Origin of the sequence: Arthrobacter crystallopoietes BAB-32 (assembly GCF_000328305.2) — a bacterium.
Taxonomy (GTDB): Bacteria; Actinomycetota; Actinomycetes; order Actinomycetales; family Micrococcaceae; genus Crystallibacter; species Crystallibacter crystallopoietes_A.
This window is the reverse complement of the sequence record NZ_ANPE02000221.1, coordinates 15519-28955: the sequence shown is the minus strand read 5'-3', so window position 1 is coordinate 28955 and position 13437 is coordinate 15519. Positions and strand designations below refer to the sequence as shown.

The 13437-nt window shown below is 69.2% G+C and carries 12 protein-coding genes and 1 pseudogene; 9 read left to right on the top strand and 4 right to left on the bottom strand.

Annotated features, from left to right (window positions below):
- Positions 1-400, bottom strand: a 400-nt coding sequence (locus tag D477_RS17225; protein ID WP_005272610.1) for an NAD-dependent epimerase/dehydratase family protein, incomplete at its 3' end; no start/stop codon positions are given.
- 132 nt (positions 401-532) lie between these two features.
- On the opposite strand from D477_RS17225, the gene D477_RS17220 reads away from it, so the two are divergent.
- Positions 533-1240, top strand: a complete 708-nt coding sequence (locus D477_RS17220) for a TetR/AcrR family transcriptional regulator (RefSeq protein ID WP_043847481.1) — start codon at positions 533-535, stop codon at positions 1238-1240.
- Here the strand turns inward: D477_RS17220 and D477_RS17215 are convergent.
- On the bottom strand, positions 1161-1913 hold the full coding sequence (locus D477_RS17215) for an HAD family hydrolase (RefSeq protein ID WP_005272606.1): 753 nt from the start codon (positions 1911-1913) through the stop codon (positions 1161-1163). The genes D477_RS17220 and D477_RS17215 overlap by 80 nt on opposite strands.
- Positions 1914-2129: 216 nt before the next feature.
- On the opposite strand from D477_RS17215, the gene D477_RS17210 reads away from it, so the two are divergent.
- Together D477_RS17210 and D477_RS17205 are read left to right on the top strand one after the other, a co-directional pair.
- Complete coding sequence (locus D477_RS17210) at positions 2130-2855, top strand: hypothetical protein (RefSeq protein WP_005272604.1); 726 nt, start codon at positions 2130-2132, stop codon at positions 2853-2855.
- 76 nt (positions 2856-2931) lie between these two features.
- The gene (locus D477_RS17205) at positions 2932-3330 is read left to right on the top strand and encodes a hypothetical protein (RefSeq protein ID WP_005272603.1); all 399 of its coding nucleotides are present in this window, start codon (positions 2932-2934) and stop codon (positions 3328-3330) included.
- On the opposite strand, the pseudogene D477_RS17200 reads toward D477_RS17205, so the two are convergent.
- A pseudogene (locus tag D477_RS17200) lies at positions 3317-5289 on the bottom strand (copper-translocating P-type ATPase). The gene D477_RS17205 and the pseudogene D477_RS17200 sit on opposite strands and share 14 nt — an antisense overlap.
- A 380-nt stretch (positions 5290-5669) precedes the next feature.
- On the opposite strand from D477_RS17200, the gene D477_RS17195 reads away from it, so the two are divergent.
- The 6 genes from D477_RS17195 to D477_RS17170 all read left to right on the top strand — a co-directional run bounded on the left by D477_RS17195 (position 5670) and on the right by D477_RS17170 (position 11707).
- Positions 5670-6017, top strand: a complete 348-nt coding sequence (locus D477_RS17195) for a DsrE family protein (RefSeq protein ID WP_005272597.1) — start codon at positions 5670-5672, stop codon at positions 6015-6017.
- Between the two features lie 129 nt (positions 6018-6146).
- Complete coding sequence (locus D477_RS21390) at positions 6147-8663, top strand: hypothetical protein (RefSeq protein WP_005272596.1); 2517 nt, start codon at positions 6147-6149, stop codon at positions 8661-8663.
- A gap of 42 nt (positions 8664-8705) precedes the next feature.
- The gene (locus D477_RS17185; RefSeq protein WP_005272594.1) at positions 8706-9710 is read left to right on the top strand and encodes a universal stress protein; all 1005 of its coding nucleotides are present in this window, start codon (positions 8706-8708) and stop codon (positions 9708-9710) included.
- Between the two features lie 97 nt (positions 9711-9807).
- Positions 9808-10812: a pirin family protein gene (locus D477_RS17180; protein ID WP_005272592.1), complete on the top strand. Its 1005-nt coding sequence runs from the start codon at positions 9808-9810 to the stop codon at positions 10810-10812.
- A 23-nt stretch (positions 10813-10835) separates the two neighbouring features.
- Positions 10836-11219: a GNAT family N-acetyltransferase gene (locus tag D477_RS17175; RefSeq protein WP_005272590.1), complete on the top strand. Its 384-nt coding sequence runs from the start codon at positions 10836-10838 to the stop codon at positions 11217-11219.
- Entirely contained in the window at positions 11216-11707 is a 492-nt protein-coding gene (locus tag D477_RS17170; RefSeq protein ID WP_005272589.1) for a carboxymuconolactone decarboxylase family protein, read from the top strand. The genes D477_RS17175 and D477_RS17170 overlap by 4 nt, the downstream gene beginning before the upstream one ends.
- Here the strand turns inward: D477_RS17170 and D477_RS17165 are convergent.
- Entirely contained in the window at positions 11655-13349 is a 1695-nt protein-coding gene (locus D477_RS17165) for an FAD-dependent monooxygenase (RefSeq protein ID WP_005272587.1), read from the bottom strand. The genes D477_RS17170 and D477_RS17165 overlap by 53 nt on opposite strands.
- Positions 13350-13437 lie beyond the last annotated feature (88 nt).

The following is a 13437-nucleotide window of genomic DNA, read 5'->3' as shown; positions in this document are numbered from 1 at the left end:
GGATGCCGCGCTTGCCGCCGGCCGCGGCCCGCGAGCTGGTTTCGGCCATCGGCCGGTGCGGCTGGTCGTAGGCATAAAGACTTTCGGGAAAAACGACGACGGCGCCCGCCCTGCCTGCCGCGGCCAGTACCGTCTGTTCGGCCTTGGGCAATTCGGCGGCCCAGGCCTTGGCCCGGTAGGCGCTGCCGTGGATGCAGTGGAAGACTGCCGCTGCGCCGTCGAGCTCGCCTTCCAGCAACCGCGGATCCGAGACATTGACCCGGCGGCGTTCGACCAGCGGGTGGTCGGGGCCGGTGCCCGAGCGCGTCAGAATGCGCACCGGATGCCCCTGGGCGGCGAGTTGCTCCGCGACCGTCCAGCCAACGGGTCCTGCTCCGGTGACAATGTGCAGCGTGTCCATGATGTTCCCTCTCGGGTCGAATTTTTACGAGAGCACTGCTCTCACACTCAGCATGCGGCCCGGTCATCAAATGTGTCAAGAGCGGTGCTCTCGAAAGTTGACATCGCTCTCGCTTGCGGCCAGGCTGATGCCATGGCCGGTACTCCGCGCGAACGCGCCCGTGAACAAACGATGGGCGACATCGTCCGGATCGGCCGCAGCCACCTGGCTTCACAGGGGGCGGCGGCCCTGTCGCTGCGCGCGGTGGCGCGGGACCTCGGCGTCGTTTCATCGGCCGTCTACCGCTATGTGAAGAGCCGGGACGAACTGCTGACGCTGCTGGTCGTGGATGCGTACGGCGAACTGGGCGACGCGGTGGACCAAGCCGTCGCCGCGGTACCGGCGGACGACTTCGCCGAACAGTTCAGGGCCTTGGGCCGGGCCGTGCGCGGCTGGGGACTGCGTGAGCCGGCACGCTATGCACTGCTCTTCGGCAGCCCGGTGCCCGGTTACCAGGCGCCGGCGGAGCGGACCACCGGACCCGGCACGCGGGTGGTGCTGGCGCTGGTGGCCATCGCCGAGCGCGCGTGGCAGGCGGACTCGCTGGTCCTGCCGGTAGGGCGGCCGGAGCCGGAGGGGCTGGCCCGCGACCTTGAAGCGATCCGCGGTGAGTTCGGGCTTAAGGCCCCTGCCGCCGTCGTTAGCCGCTGGGTGCAGCTCTGGGCTTCGCTCTTCGGTGCGGTCAGCTTCGAGGTGTTCGGCCAGTACGGGCCGGACACCTTCAGCCGGCCGGAGGAGCTGTTCGAGGGGCAGCTTCAGGTGCTGGTGGAGCTGGCCGGACTGGCGCCAAACCGCTCCTAGTCAGCGCGGCGAGGCAGCTGGCGTCGAAGGAAGCCAGCAGTCCGGCCGGGTCCCGGTGGATTTCGACGGCGCCGGCTTCCGTCAGTTCCGCCGCGCTGGTGCCTCCGCAGGTCAGTCCGATGGTGGGGATGTCCAGCTGCCGCGCGGCTTCTATGTCCCAGACTGTGTCGCCGACATAGACCGTGTCCCGTGCCTGCAGCCCGCCGGCGTCGAGCGCGGCCTGGAGGATGTCCGGCGCCGGTTTGCTTTCCCCGGCGTCGGACGCGCTGGTCGTGGCGGCGATGGCGCCGTCCGCACCGATGGCCGCAGTGAGCACCTGCAGTTCCCGCCGGGCGGCGGAGGAGGCGAGCACCACGGTGAGTCCGGCGCCGGCGCAGCGTACGAGCAGCTCCTTGGCGCCGTCGAAAGCGCGCACCGAAGGCCAGTAGGTGGAGAAGACCGCATCGTGTGCAGCCTCCATGGCCGGATCCAGGCCCCGGTCCCGGTCCCCGCCGAGCAGATGTTCCAGCAGTTTGTCTGCGCCCATGCCGACCGAGCGGTGGATGAACGCCATCGGCACATGCACGTCCTGCTGGCGGAAGGCGTGCCACCACGCCAGCGTGTGGAGGTAGGTGGTGTCCGTCAAAGTGCCGTCGACGTCGAACAGGACGCCGGGTTTTCCGGAGGTTGCCATGCGAAAGCCGCTCCTGCTTTGGGTTGCGGTGATGCCCCGAGTGTATCCCGCGAGGACGCCTGGGCGGGGCGGGGTTGATCGATCAAATGTGTATTGGGGCACATTTGCAGTAACCTAGAAAGGCAAAAAAATCCGGCAGCAGGGGACCGGACATCCATCTCAAGCGGACCCCCAAGACCTGCCCCGCCACGTGCCTGACCGGACCGGGAGACCGCCGTGTACCAGCTGAAGGATGGCTCGCCGCGCTATGGCGTGCGGACCGAACACCACCAGGACACTGAACTGCGCCAGCCTGCGGGCCAGCGCGGCAACCCGGAAGCCATTGCGCGCGAGGCCGGGCAGCTGGGGCTGCACCATCTGGCAGCGGCCGCCGACCACCGGCTGACCCGCAAGTGGGCCGACCGCGAGGACGAACTGCTGATCCGGCTGCGCGAGGCCCATCCGGCGGAACTGGCGCAGGCGGAGCAGATCGTCAACGCCAAGCTCGGCAACCCGAAGCGTTGGCTGCTCAAGGCCCGCTCCAACTACACCCGCAGCCTCGCACCGGTGATCGCCCGGCGGCAGGAGGCCGGCATGCTCTCGAGGGCGATGTTCCTGCGGCTGTTCCTGATTGTCCTGCTGATTGTGCCGTCGGTGCTGGCGGTGAGCTTCTCGGTGCCGCTGCTGTATCTGGTGTTCATCGGCATTGCCTCGATCCTGCTGGCCATGTATTTGGGTGGCGTCGTCTCCGAATGGCTGCGGCTGCCGGTCCAGCCGGCCGTCCGCAGCGGCTGGCTCAAGGAGCTGCGCCAGGACATCGTGGACGCCACGCTGCTGGCCGTGCTGGAAGACCGCCGCGCCGTAGTGGACAGCCAGACGACCGCGGCCGCGCAGCGCGGCTGGAAGCACATCCGCTTTGTGGCCGCCCAGGTCGACCGGATCGACCAGGGTCCCGCCGCGTAGCCGCACCGGCAGACGTTAACCTTCCTGCAACCATCCCGCCATCCTGGACGGCGTCGGCCGGGAGTACCATCAATCCATGTCCGATGCTCTCGAGACCGTGGGTCTGATCTCGGAGCTGATGACGTGGGCGACGCTGGTTCCGGGGCTGCTGCTCCTGCTGGCCGCCTGGCTGGTCAAGGCTGCCGGCGTACGCTGGCGCAGCGCCGAAGCGGTGGCGTTCGATGACGGCGTCCGGAGCGGGGTGCGCTGGTTCGACCGGGACCACGGCTTCCTTGAGGCCGTCCTCGCGCCGGGCGAGACCATTCCGGCGGTCCCCGGGTCCGACGTCCTGGTCTACTACGACGCCCACAATCCGACCCGCTGGCGCACCGCCGAACCGCCGGAGCGCGGCACCACCCTGCTGCTGCTTGGCAAGATCCTCACCGGGGTGGGGGTGGCCGCGCTCCTGGCCGGCTTCCTCGTCATGATCTTCTGATCCGGGCCGGGTCGAGGTCGATCCGCCGCAGCAGCTGCGCGTTCAGCGCGACCACGATGGTGGAGACGGACATCAGGATGGCGGCCACGGCCGGGGGCATCAGCACGCCGGCGAACGCCAGGACGCCTGCCGCCAGCGGGACGGCGACGATGTTGTAGCCGGTTGCCAGGCCAGGTTCTGGATCATCTTCCGGTAGCTGGCCCGGGACAGGTCGATCATGGACAGCACGGCGCGCGGGTCGTTGCCGGCGAGCACGACGCCGGCCGATTCCATCGCGACGTCGGTGCCGGCGCCGATGGCGATGCCGACTTCGGCGCGGGCCAGGGCGGGGGAGTCGTTGACGCCGTCGCCGACCATGGCGACCTTCAGCCCGCGCTGCTGGAGCTGGGTGACCTTCTGGTCCTTGTCCTGCGGCAGCACTTCGGCGAAGACTTCGTCGATGCCGAGGTCGCGTCCCACGGCGTCGGCAACCTGGCGCGCATCGCCGGTGATCATGGCGACCTTCACGCCGCGCTGCTGCAGGGCCTTGACCGCCGCCCGCGACTCCGGCCGGACCTTGTCCTCCAGCGCCAGCGCGCCGATGATCCGGCCGTCTTCGACCACGTGCAGCACACCGGCGCCGCGGTCCATCCACTCGCGGGTCACGGCGGCGATGCCGTCCGGCGTCTGGAGCCCGAGCTCGCGCAGCAGGTTCGGTCCGCCGACGGCTGCCTCGACGCCCCGAACGGTGGCCAGCACGCCGCGGCCGGTCTTCGAACTGAATCCGGTGCCGGACAGGGCCAACGCGCGGGCACCGTCGTTATTTTGCGCCGCCCGCACAATGGCGCGGGCCACGGGATGCTCGCTGTCGGATTCGACGGCGGCGGCGACGGCGAGGAGTTCGGCTTCCGCCACGCCGGGCACCGGTGCGGTGCCGGTGACGGCGTGTTCGCCCTCGGTCAGCGTGCCGGTCTTGTCGAACAGCACCACGTCGACGGTGCGCATCTGCTCCAGGGCCATCCGGTTCTTGATCAGGACGCCGGAGCGGGCGGCCCGTTCGGTGGAGATGGCGATGACCAGCGGGATGGCCAGGCCCAGCGCGTGGGGGCAGGCGATCACGAGCACGGTGACGGTGCGGACGACGGCGTCATCCGGACTGCCGAGCAGCAGCCAGGCGATGAAGGTGATGATGCCGGCGCCGAGGGCGAAGTAGAAGAGCAGGCCGGCAGCCTTGTCCGCGAGGGCCTGGGCCTTGGACGACGAGGATTGCGCCTCCGCGACGAGGCGCTGGATCCCTGCCAGCGCGGTGTCGCTGCCGACCGCGCCGACCCGGACCCGGACCGCGTTGTCGGTGGCGACCGTGCCGGCGACGACCTGGTCGCCTGTCCCGCGCTCCACCGTGCGGGATTCGCCGGTGATCATCGACTCGTCGAATTCGGCGCCGCCGTCGATAATCTGCCCGTCGGCCGGCACCCGCGCCCCGGAGCGGACCAGCACGACGTCGCCCACGGCAAGCCGGCCGATCGGCACGATGGTGATGCCGCCGTCGGTCACCTTGTCCGCCTCATCCGGCAGCAGCGCGGCCAGCGCGTCGAGCGCACCGGAGGCCGCGCCGAGGGCCCGCATCTCCATCCAGTGGCCGAGCAGCATGATCACGATCAGCAGGGCCAGTTCCCACCAGAAGTCCAGGTCGAAGCCGCCGATGCCCAGCGTGGTGATCCACGAGGCCACGAAGGCCACCGAGATCGCCATCCCGATCAGCAGCATCATGCCCGGCTGGCGGGATTTCAGCTCCTTGAGCCCGCCCTTGAGGAAGGGAGTGCCGCCATAGAAGAAAATGATCGTGCCAAGCACCGGCGGGATCCAGGCGGCGCCGGGGAACCGGGGGATTTCGTAGCCGAGCAGCATGGCGAACATCGGGCTGAAGAACACCACCGGGATGGATAGCGCCAGGCTGAGCCAGAACTTGTTCTTGAACATCGCGGTGCTGTGCCCGGCGTGCTGGCCGTGGGCATGGACCGCATGTTCGTCGTCGACGGCGGAATGTGTGTGTCCCGCGGGCATGGCCTGTCCGTGGGTGGAATGGTTGTGGGTTTCCATCGCTTCTCCTGCAGCTTCTCGAGGAAGGCGCTGGGGACCATGCTGGCTTCGGCAGCTGCCTGGCCCTATTGCGGGGGCGGGACCGTCAGGACGTGGCCGGAAGGGCGACGTTTGCTTCAGGTGACACCTCCACCATATACCCCTAGGGGGTATAGAGCAATGAGATTGCAGTCACGTGGCCGCAGCTGGCACTCCTCGTCGGCCCGGCCGGGGCGTTCCATCCGACAGGTAGCATCCTTGGAAGCAGAAAGGAATCCCCGATGCCCAACCAGCTTGTCCTGCATCTTGCCGGCCCCGGAACCACGCCATTCCCCGACTTTGCTGCCGCGGCGCGGGTTGCCGCCAATGCACGGACGGAGCTTCCGGAGGCAGGGATCGAAATCGTGGTCCAGGGCCCGGCTGTCCGCGAGCTGGTTCCCGATTCGCCGGCAGCCGGCCTCATCGCACAACTGGCGGGCGACGGCATTGCAGTATCCGCCTGCGGCAACAGCCTCCGGTCCGCCGGACTCGCTGAACCGGCGCTGCCGGACGGCGTCGTCGTGGTGCCGGCCGCTGTGGCCTATCTCGCGAGTCGGCAATTCCAGGGCGCGGCCTACGTGCGCATCTGATTGGAGCGGGGCCGCGGACGACGGCGGGAGCTGCGGAAACGTTTTTGCGCTTCCTGGCGCTGGTGTGCAGCGGGAGAGCTTACATTCAGGGCGATTCGGTTCATAATGTCCGTGGGAAGCGCGCGGGCTGTGGGCGCGGCATTTTCCGAACAAGCCGTTCGTCTTGCTCGCACCAACTGGGGGTTCATCATTAAACGTCTCACCTCGTCCCGGACGCCTTTCCGTGCAGCCCGGACAGCAGCCACCGCCTTCACGCTGACCGCCCTCGTCTTCGCCGGGCTGCCTGGTTTGCCGGCCGCCGCGCAACCAGGGAGCGGGGCACCGGAAACCGGACCGGCGACCGCACCGGCAGCTGATTCACGCACGCCGGCCGGTTCCCCAGCCGAAACCGGCAGTCCTTCGGGCACGGTCGAAACCGGCAGTCCCTCGGGCACGGCCGAAGCAGGAACGGCCTCCGCCGACTCCGGCGCCGGAAGCAGCCCGTCCGCCACGACGATGCCGGCCGACGAACCCGCCGCGGAGCCGGCGCCGGCAACTTCTGCCCCTGCCGAGTCCACCACCCCCGCAACCGGGCCGGCCACCGAATTGGTCCCGGGGTCGTCGCAGCAGACGCAGGATCCGGCAGAAACTGCCGCGCCGCCGTCGTCCCCGTCACCGTCTCCGACTGCAACGCAGGCGGCCACCCCCGGGGAGGACGGCCGGACAGCGATCGAAGCGCGGGCGGCGGAATTGGGACTGGTGCCGCACAACGCGTTCAACTGCGGCCTCAGCGAGGACGGCTGCGTGCGCACCTACACATCCGGAGCGGACGCAGCGGACCGGATCGCCATCTACTGGAGCCCGGCCACCGGCGCGCACGCGGTGGACCTGCTGCACTACACCGGCATCAGCTACCGGCTGGCAAAGTACGAGCGCGGGCAGTACGGCTATCCGACGTCTGGCCTGGTGGTCGACGATGCGGGCACCGCGCGCCAGGCGTTCCAGCACGGCACGATTTCCGCCACCAGGGGCGAGCTTGCGATCGATGAGCGGGCGCGCCAGCTGGGCTATGTGCCGCACAACGGCTTCAACTGCCGCATCTCCGGCGGCGGCTGTGTGCGGACCTACAAGTACTCGTCCACGAGCAGCGCCCGGATCGCCATCTACTGGAGCGCCGCAACCGGTGCCCGCACCCTGGACCTGAACCACGCCATCGGCCGGGAATTCCGCGACGCCGGATGGCAGGGCGGCAAGCTGGGCTATCCGGTCTCCGATATGGCGACCGGGCTGAAGGGCAAGGGCGCGCTCCAGTCCTTCCAACATGGGCAGATCGCGTATTCGCCGGCTGCCGGGGCACACCTGGTGGTCGAACCGTTCCTCACGGCCTGGAAGGACCAGGGCAGCCAGAACGGCTCGCTGGGCTACCCGAAGGGCCCGGCCCGGACCAGTGCCGGCGTGCTGCACCAGCCCTACCAGGGCGGCGTGCTGGTCTCCGGTTCCTCGGGCGTGCGGGTGGAACAGGCCCACGTGTTCTATGGCAAGCAGGCCCTGGATGCGCGGGCCAAGCAGCTGCGCTACGTGCCGGTCAACGGCTACAACTGCAATCTGGTCGGCGCCGGCTGCGTGCGGACCTACAAATACTCGTCTACGAGCAGCGCGCGGGTCGCGCTCTACTGGACCGCGAAGACCGGTGCCCGCGCGGTTAACCTGAGGCACGCCGTCGGACGTAAATACATGGCCACCCGCTACGAGCGAGGAGTGATGGGCTATCCCACCGCGGACATGAAGTGCGGGCTGCGCGGCTCCGGCTGTGTGCAGACCTTCCAGAAAGGGCAGATTTCCTACTCGCCGGCCGCCGGCGCCCACACCATGACGGCGCAGATCCTGCACAGCTGGAAGGCCCGCGGCAGCCAGAACAGCTCGCTCGGCTACCCGATCCAGGACAGTGCGTACCGCAGCGGCAAGACCACCCAGGTGTTCCAGGGCGGCTCGCTGGTCGCGGCGAACGTGGGCGCGGTCATGTACCCGAAGAACGAGTGCTGGGCGCTCGGTGCGCACAAGACCCGCTACGCGCACCGCTGGAAGGACCGGATCTCCTTCGCCATCGCGGAGAAGTACGGCACCTACAAGGCCAGCTTCATCAACTGCGTCCGGGTCGGCTCGGTCTACCGGCAGGAATGGAAGACGACCAGGGCGACGGTGGGGCTGCAGGGGTTCAAGAAGCCGGGCGTCGCGTCCGGCCACACCATGTACCGCTGGTCGCCGCAGGGCAGCTTCTCCGTCACCGAGGCCTTCGGCGAGGGCAACCCCGGGACCAAGCTGAAGTACCGCAAGCTCAATTCGCGCTCGCAGTGGTCCGGAACCCCGGGCTCCGGCTACAACAAGTACTTCGAGTCCTCCTTCAACCGCTGGCCGGACGAGCAGATGTACGACATCATGCGGGCGCCGACCGGCGACTACCGGCAGGGTGCGGTGATCAACTACAACCGGCCGCCGGATTCAGCCATCAAGCAGGGTGCCGGGTTCGCCATTTTCCTGCACGCCAATCCGGTGCCGACGTACGGCTGCATCGCGCTGGACCTGTCCAACGTCACCCGGTACCTGAAGACAGCCAAGCCGGGAGACCGGATCGTGATGGGTGTGCGCGCGGACATCTTCAAGTCCTGACCACCCCTACTCAGTACGGCGCCGCTCCCATACTGTGGATACATGGAAAAGGTCGTGCTCGTAGGTTTTGATGGTTCGCCCACCAGCAGGCAGGCCCTCGACTGGGCCCTGGCCGAAGCGAAGAACCGGGGCTGGGCGCTCCGGCTGGTCAGCGCATTCGCCCCGGCACCGATCGACGATCCAATGGTGAGCGACGGCTATGCGGATGCCGCTGCGCACGCGGGGCACACCCTGCTGCAGGATGCGCTGGACCGGGCCAAGGCCGTCGATGTCCGGGCGGAGAGCCGCGTGGTCGCCGGGGATCCCAGCGAAATCCTGGTGGACTTGTCGCACGAGGCTGGCCTGGCCGTGGTCGGCAAGCGCGGCCGCGGCGGCTTTACCGGCCGACTGCTCGGCAGCGTCTCCTCCGCGCTGGCGGCCCATGCGGCCTGCCCCACGGTGGTGGTTCCGCAGAACTGGGGAGCTGCGGACAACCGGAACGGCGGCCTGGGGGACACGGGCCGGGTCAAGGCCCGCCGCCCGGAGACCGGCTACCAGCCGTGGCTGGTTTCGTCGCCCCCAGGCATGCGGGGCAACAAGGGGCTGCATCCCGACGACAAGGACTCCAGCTGGAATTACGGCGGCCAGGTCGTCGTTGGCATCGATGCCTTGGGCGCGAACAACCCTGCGGTCTGGGCGGCGGCAGCCACGGCGCGGGCGCACGGCAAAGCCCTGCGGCTGGTATCCACCCGTGCACCGTTCTACCGCGACTCCATCTGGCTGGACCACGGCGAGAATGCCGACCGCTTCCGCGAAGACGTGGCCGGCGAACTGGACCCGGTGCTGGGCGAGGTGCGCACGCGCTACCCGGGCCTGGACGCGAGCTGGAACTTCTACATCGGCAAACCGGCCGAGATCCTCGTCCACATCACGCACACGGCGGAGCTGATGGTGCTGGGCACCCGGGGGCACGGCGGTTTCCCGGGCCTGCTGCTCGGTTCGGTCAGCCAGGCGGTGCTGCACCACGGAGCGTGCCCGATGATGGTCGTGCCGAAGGAGCCCTCGTAAGGGCCGTGCGGCCGCGATTCATTTTTCATGCGTTTGCATGTATGGTGGTTGCGTGACGTCCGGAACGGCAGTCCCGGCGGGGAGGGAGTAGGAAGCGATGAGCAATCTGGAGCGTGATCCGCAGGAGCTGCTGTGCCGGGAACAGGGCTCCGTGCAGCTCGCGGCGTCCCCGGTGGAACTGCTGGAGCCGCGCGACGTGCCGCTGGGCGGCCCGCGCGCAATGAACGTCCGCCGCACGCTGCCGCAGCGCAGCCGCTCGCTGATCGGCGCCTGGTGCTTCCTCGACCATTACGGGCCGGACCGGGTGTCCGAAACCGGCGGCATGCACGTTCCGCCGCATCCGCATACCGGCCTGCAGACGGTCAGCTGGCTCTTCACCGGCGAGATCGAGCACCGCGACAGCGCCGGCTACCACGCACTCGTGCGCCCGGGCGAGCTGAACCTCATGACGGCCGGCAGCGGCATCTGCCACTCGGAGATCTCCACGCCGGAGACGCAGATCCTGCACGGGGCCCAGCTCTGGACCGCACTCCCGGAGCATGCCCGCTTCACCGAGCCGCGGTTCGACCACTACGCGCCCGAGCCGGTCATCGGCGGCAACTTCGAGCTGCGGGTCTTCATGGGCTCGCTGGGCGGGAGCACCTCGCCGGTCCCGCTGCATTCGCCGTTGCTGGGCGCGGAGCTGCTGCTCGACGCCGGCACCAGCGTGGAGTTCGACGCCGATCCCTCCTTTGAGCATGGCGTCCTGGTGGACAGCGGGAGCGTGCGCTTCAACGGGACACTGACGACGGCGGACCAGCTCGCCTACCTGCCTCCGGGCCATGGCACGCTGGAGCTGTCGGCCGAGCCGGGGGAGCCGGTGCGGTTGCTGCTGCTCGGCGGCGAACCGCTGGGCGAGTCGATCGTGATGTGGTGGAACTTCGTGGGCCGGGACCACGACGAGATCGTGGAGTACCGGAAGAACTGGCAGGCCGAGATCGGTGCCGAACCCCGCCCCGGCGGCAGCCCCGAAACCAACCAGTTCGGCAAGGTCGTCGACAACACGCTGGACTACCTGCCCGCCCCGACCCTGCCCAACGCACGCATCCGCCCGCGCCGCTGATGAGCGCCGCCAGAAAGGAAGACATGGCCCCCGAAACCCACGCCGAAGACGCCGGCCAGGCGATCGCCGTCGTCCATAACCCCGAGCGCCGCCGCTACGAACTGCAGGACGGCGGCAAGGTCATCGGCTTCACCAAGTACCGGTTCCGCTCCAACCAGAACCAGATGGTGTTCGTCCATACCGAGGTGGACGACGCCTACGCCGGGCAGGGGCTCGCATCCAAGCTGGCCCGGTTCGCGCTGGATGACGTCCGGGCCGCGGGCCGGCGGATCGTCCCGCTCTGCCCGTACATCCGGGCCTGGGTCCGCAAGCACCCGGAGTACCTGGACGCGGTGGACATGCCCACCGACCAGCAGATCGCCGAGCATGACCGGGCGGAGCAGGCTGCCGCGGGGGAGAGCCGGTGAGCGCCGTCAAGCACGACCGCGTCTTCATCGACAAGCAGCATCCGGCCGCCTACCGCGCGCTGAACGGGCTGGGCCTGAAGGTGCGCGAGGCCGCCGAGGAAGCCGGTTTCGACCGTCGGCTCGTGGAGCTGATCAATGTCCGGGTCTCGCAGCTCAACGGCTGCGCCTACTGCCTGAACATGCACGTCAAGGACGCCCTCGCAGCCGGGGAGAGCCAGCAGCGGCTGGCCGTACTGGCCGCCTGGCGGGACACCTCGCTGTTCAGCGAGCAGGAGCAGGCGGTCCTGGCGCTCGCCGAATCGATCACCGAGCTGCCGCCGCACGAGCTGGCCGACCATGAGTACGCGTTTGCCCGCCAGCGCCTGACCGCGGAGCAGATCTCCGCGGTCAGCTGGATCGTGCTGACCATGAACGCATTCAACCGGCTCTCCATCGTCAGCCGGCACCCGGTGCGGCCGGACGAATCGGACTGGACGCCCGGGAACTGACCAGGCAACGCCCGCGGCCGGCCCGATCCGGCCCGGCGCGGTCCGATCCGGTCCGCACCGCAGCGCTGGGGCTTCCGCGCCTTAGCGCTGCAGCGCCGCCGCGAAGGTGGAGACGGCGGTGGCCGGCGGCGCCTCGGCCGCCACGAATCCGTCCGGCCGGACCAGGTAGAACATGCCCTCCTGCAGCCGGCGGTTCCCGTGCAGCGGGAGCACATGCACTTCCAGCCCGAGCGCCGAGCGCACGTGATGCACGGCCACCGCGGACATGGACCCATAGGCGTGCACCTGCCACTGCAGCGAGCGCAGCGGCTCGAAGTTGTCGCCGGTGAACTGCAGCCGCCGGCCGACCACGGTCCCGCGGCGGCCGCGCGCGGTTTCCCTGGCGCCGTCGGACATCCAGTAGTGGATGCGGATCTGGGAGACATACTCGAAGAGCCGCGATGCCCGCCGGGTGCGCGGGGCCAGGAAGGCGGCCACCGGTGCGATCAGCGGCAGCGCGCCGCGCCGGACTGCCGGCCGCCGGATTGGTGGACGTGATGAAGCCGAAGACCCGGTCCGTGGTGGTCACCAGCCGGTGCGCCACCGGACGCCGCTCGGCCTCGTAGCGGTCCAGGTAGCGGTCGCCGGCCCGGCCCTGCAGCACGTCGGCGAGCTTGAACGCCAGGTTGTGCGCGTCCTGCAACCCGGTGTTCATGCCCTGCGCGCCGACCGGCGAATGCACATGCGCGGCGTCGCCGGCCAGGAACACGGGCCCGTCGCGGAAGCGCGCGGCAACCCGGTGGTGCACGCGGTAGGTGGAGAACCAGGTTGAGGCGCCGTAGGTCACCGAGTACACCCGCGCCAGCCGCTCCCGCACCTCCGCTTCGGTGACATTGACGACGGCGGTGCCCGCGCCGTCGTCGTTGTTCTCCCCGGGAGCGGGGGCAGGGGTGGTGTCCGGCACCGTGCCGATCAGCCTGATATGGGCGTCCCCGACCATCGGGAAGCCGAGCAGGAAATCCTCGGTTCCGGGGCGGATGTTGACGCCGTCGTGCGAGAGGCCGCGGACCTGGGTGGCGTCCGCGACAAAGAAGGACGCCGGATTCGTCACGCCCTCGAACGGAATGCCGCGCAGCGTGCGCACGGTGGAGGAACCGCCGTCGGTACCCACACAGTAGCGGGCACGCACGGCGAGGTCTCCGTCCGGTCCGGTGAGCACTGCGTTGACGCCCTGCCCGCCGGGCTCGTCGTCCAGCGCGGTCAGCCGGTGGTGCCAGAGCACGCTGCCGCCCAGGGTCGCCAGGTTGTCCGCCAGCAGCGCCTCGTTTTTGCTCTGCTCGTAGAAAGTGATGCCCTCATAGGGCGTCAGGCCCCGGGCGAAGCGGCCGAGCGGCAGCATGCCGAAGACCTTGGATTCGTAACCCAGGTACAGCCGCCGGGCCAGCGTGCTCTCCGCCTGCACCGTGTCCGCCACGCCCAGCTGGTCGTAGATTTCCAGGCTGCGGGCCTGCAGTCCCAAGGCGCGGGACTCGCGCGTCGGGCCGGACTTGGCGTCCGCCAGCACAGTGCGCACACCGAGCTTCAGGAGCCAGTTGGCCAGCATCAGACCGGTGGGGCCGGCGCCCACCACCAGCACGTCAGTCTCGGTTTTCCGGTCGATCACTGGGGCCTCCTGCGGGAAGAGTGCGCGGCTGAAGCGGTAAAAAGCGGGCCAAACAGGACTATGATGCTGGAATCAATCATCGTAAAGG

Bases quoted from the DNA above. Each gene is read 5' to 3' on its own strand.
- D477_RS17220 (WP_043847481.1), top strand. From the start codon at position 533: ATGGCCGGTACTCCGCGCGAACGCGCCCGTGAACAAACGATGGGCGAC.
- D477_RS17215 (WP_005272606.1), bottom strand. From the start codon at position 1,913: ATGGCAACCTCCGGAAAACCCGGCGTCCTGTTCGACGTCGACGGCACT.
- D477_RS17205 (WP_005272603.1), top strand. From the start codon at position 2,932: ATGTCCGATGCTCTCGAGACCGTGGGTCTGATCTCGGAGCTGATGACG.
- D477_RS17195 (WP_005272597.1), top strand. From the start codon at position 5,670: ATGCCCAACCAGCTTGTCCTGCATCTTGCCGGCCCCGGAACCACGCCA.
- D477_RS17185 (WP_005272594.1), top strand. From the start codon at position 8,706: ATGGAAAAGGTCGTGCTCGTAGGTTTTGATGGTTCGCCCACCAGCAGG.
- D477_RS17180 (WP_005272592.1), top strand. From the start codon at position 9,808: ATGAGCAATCTGGAGCGTGATCCGCAGGAGCTGCTGTGCCGGGAACAG.
- D477_RS17175 (WP_005272590.1), top strand. From the start codon at position 10,836: ATGGCCCCCGAAACCCACGCCGAAGACGCCGGCCAGGCGATCGCCGTC.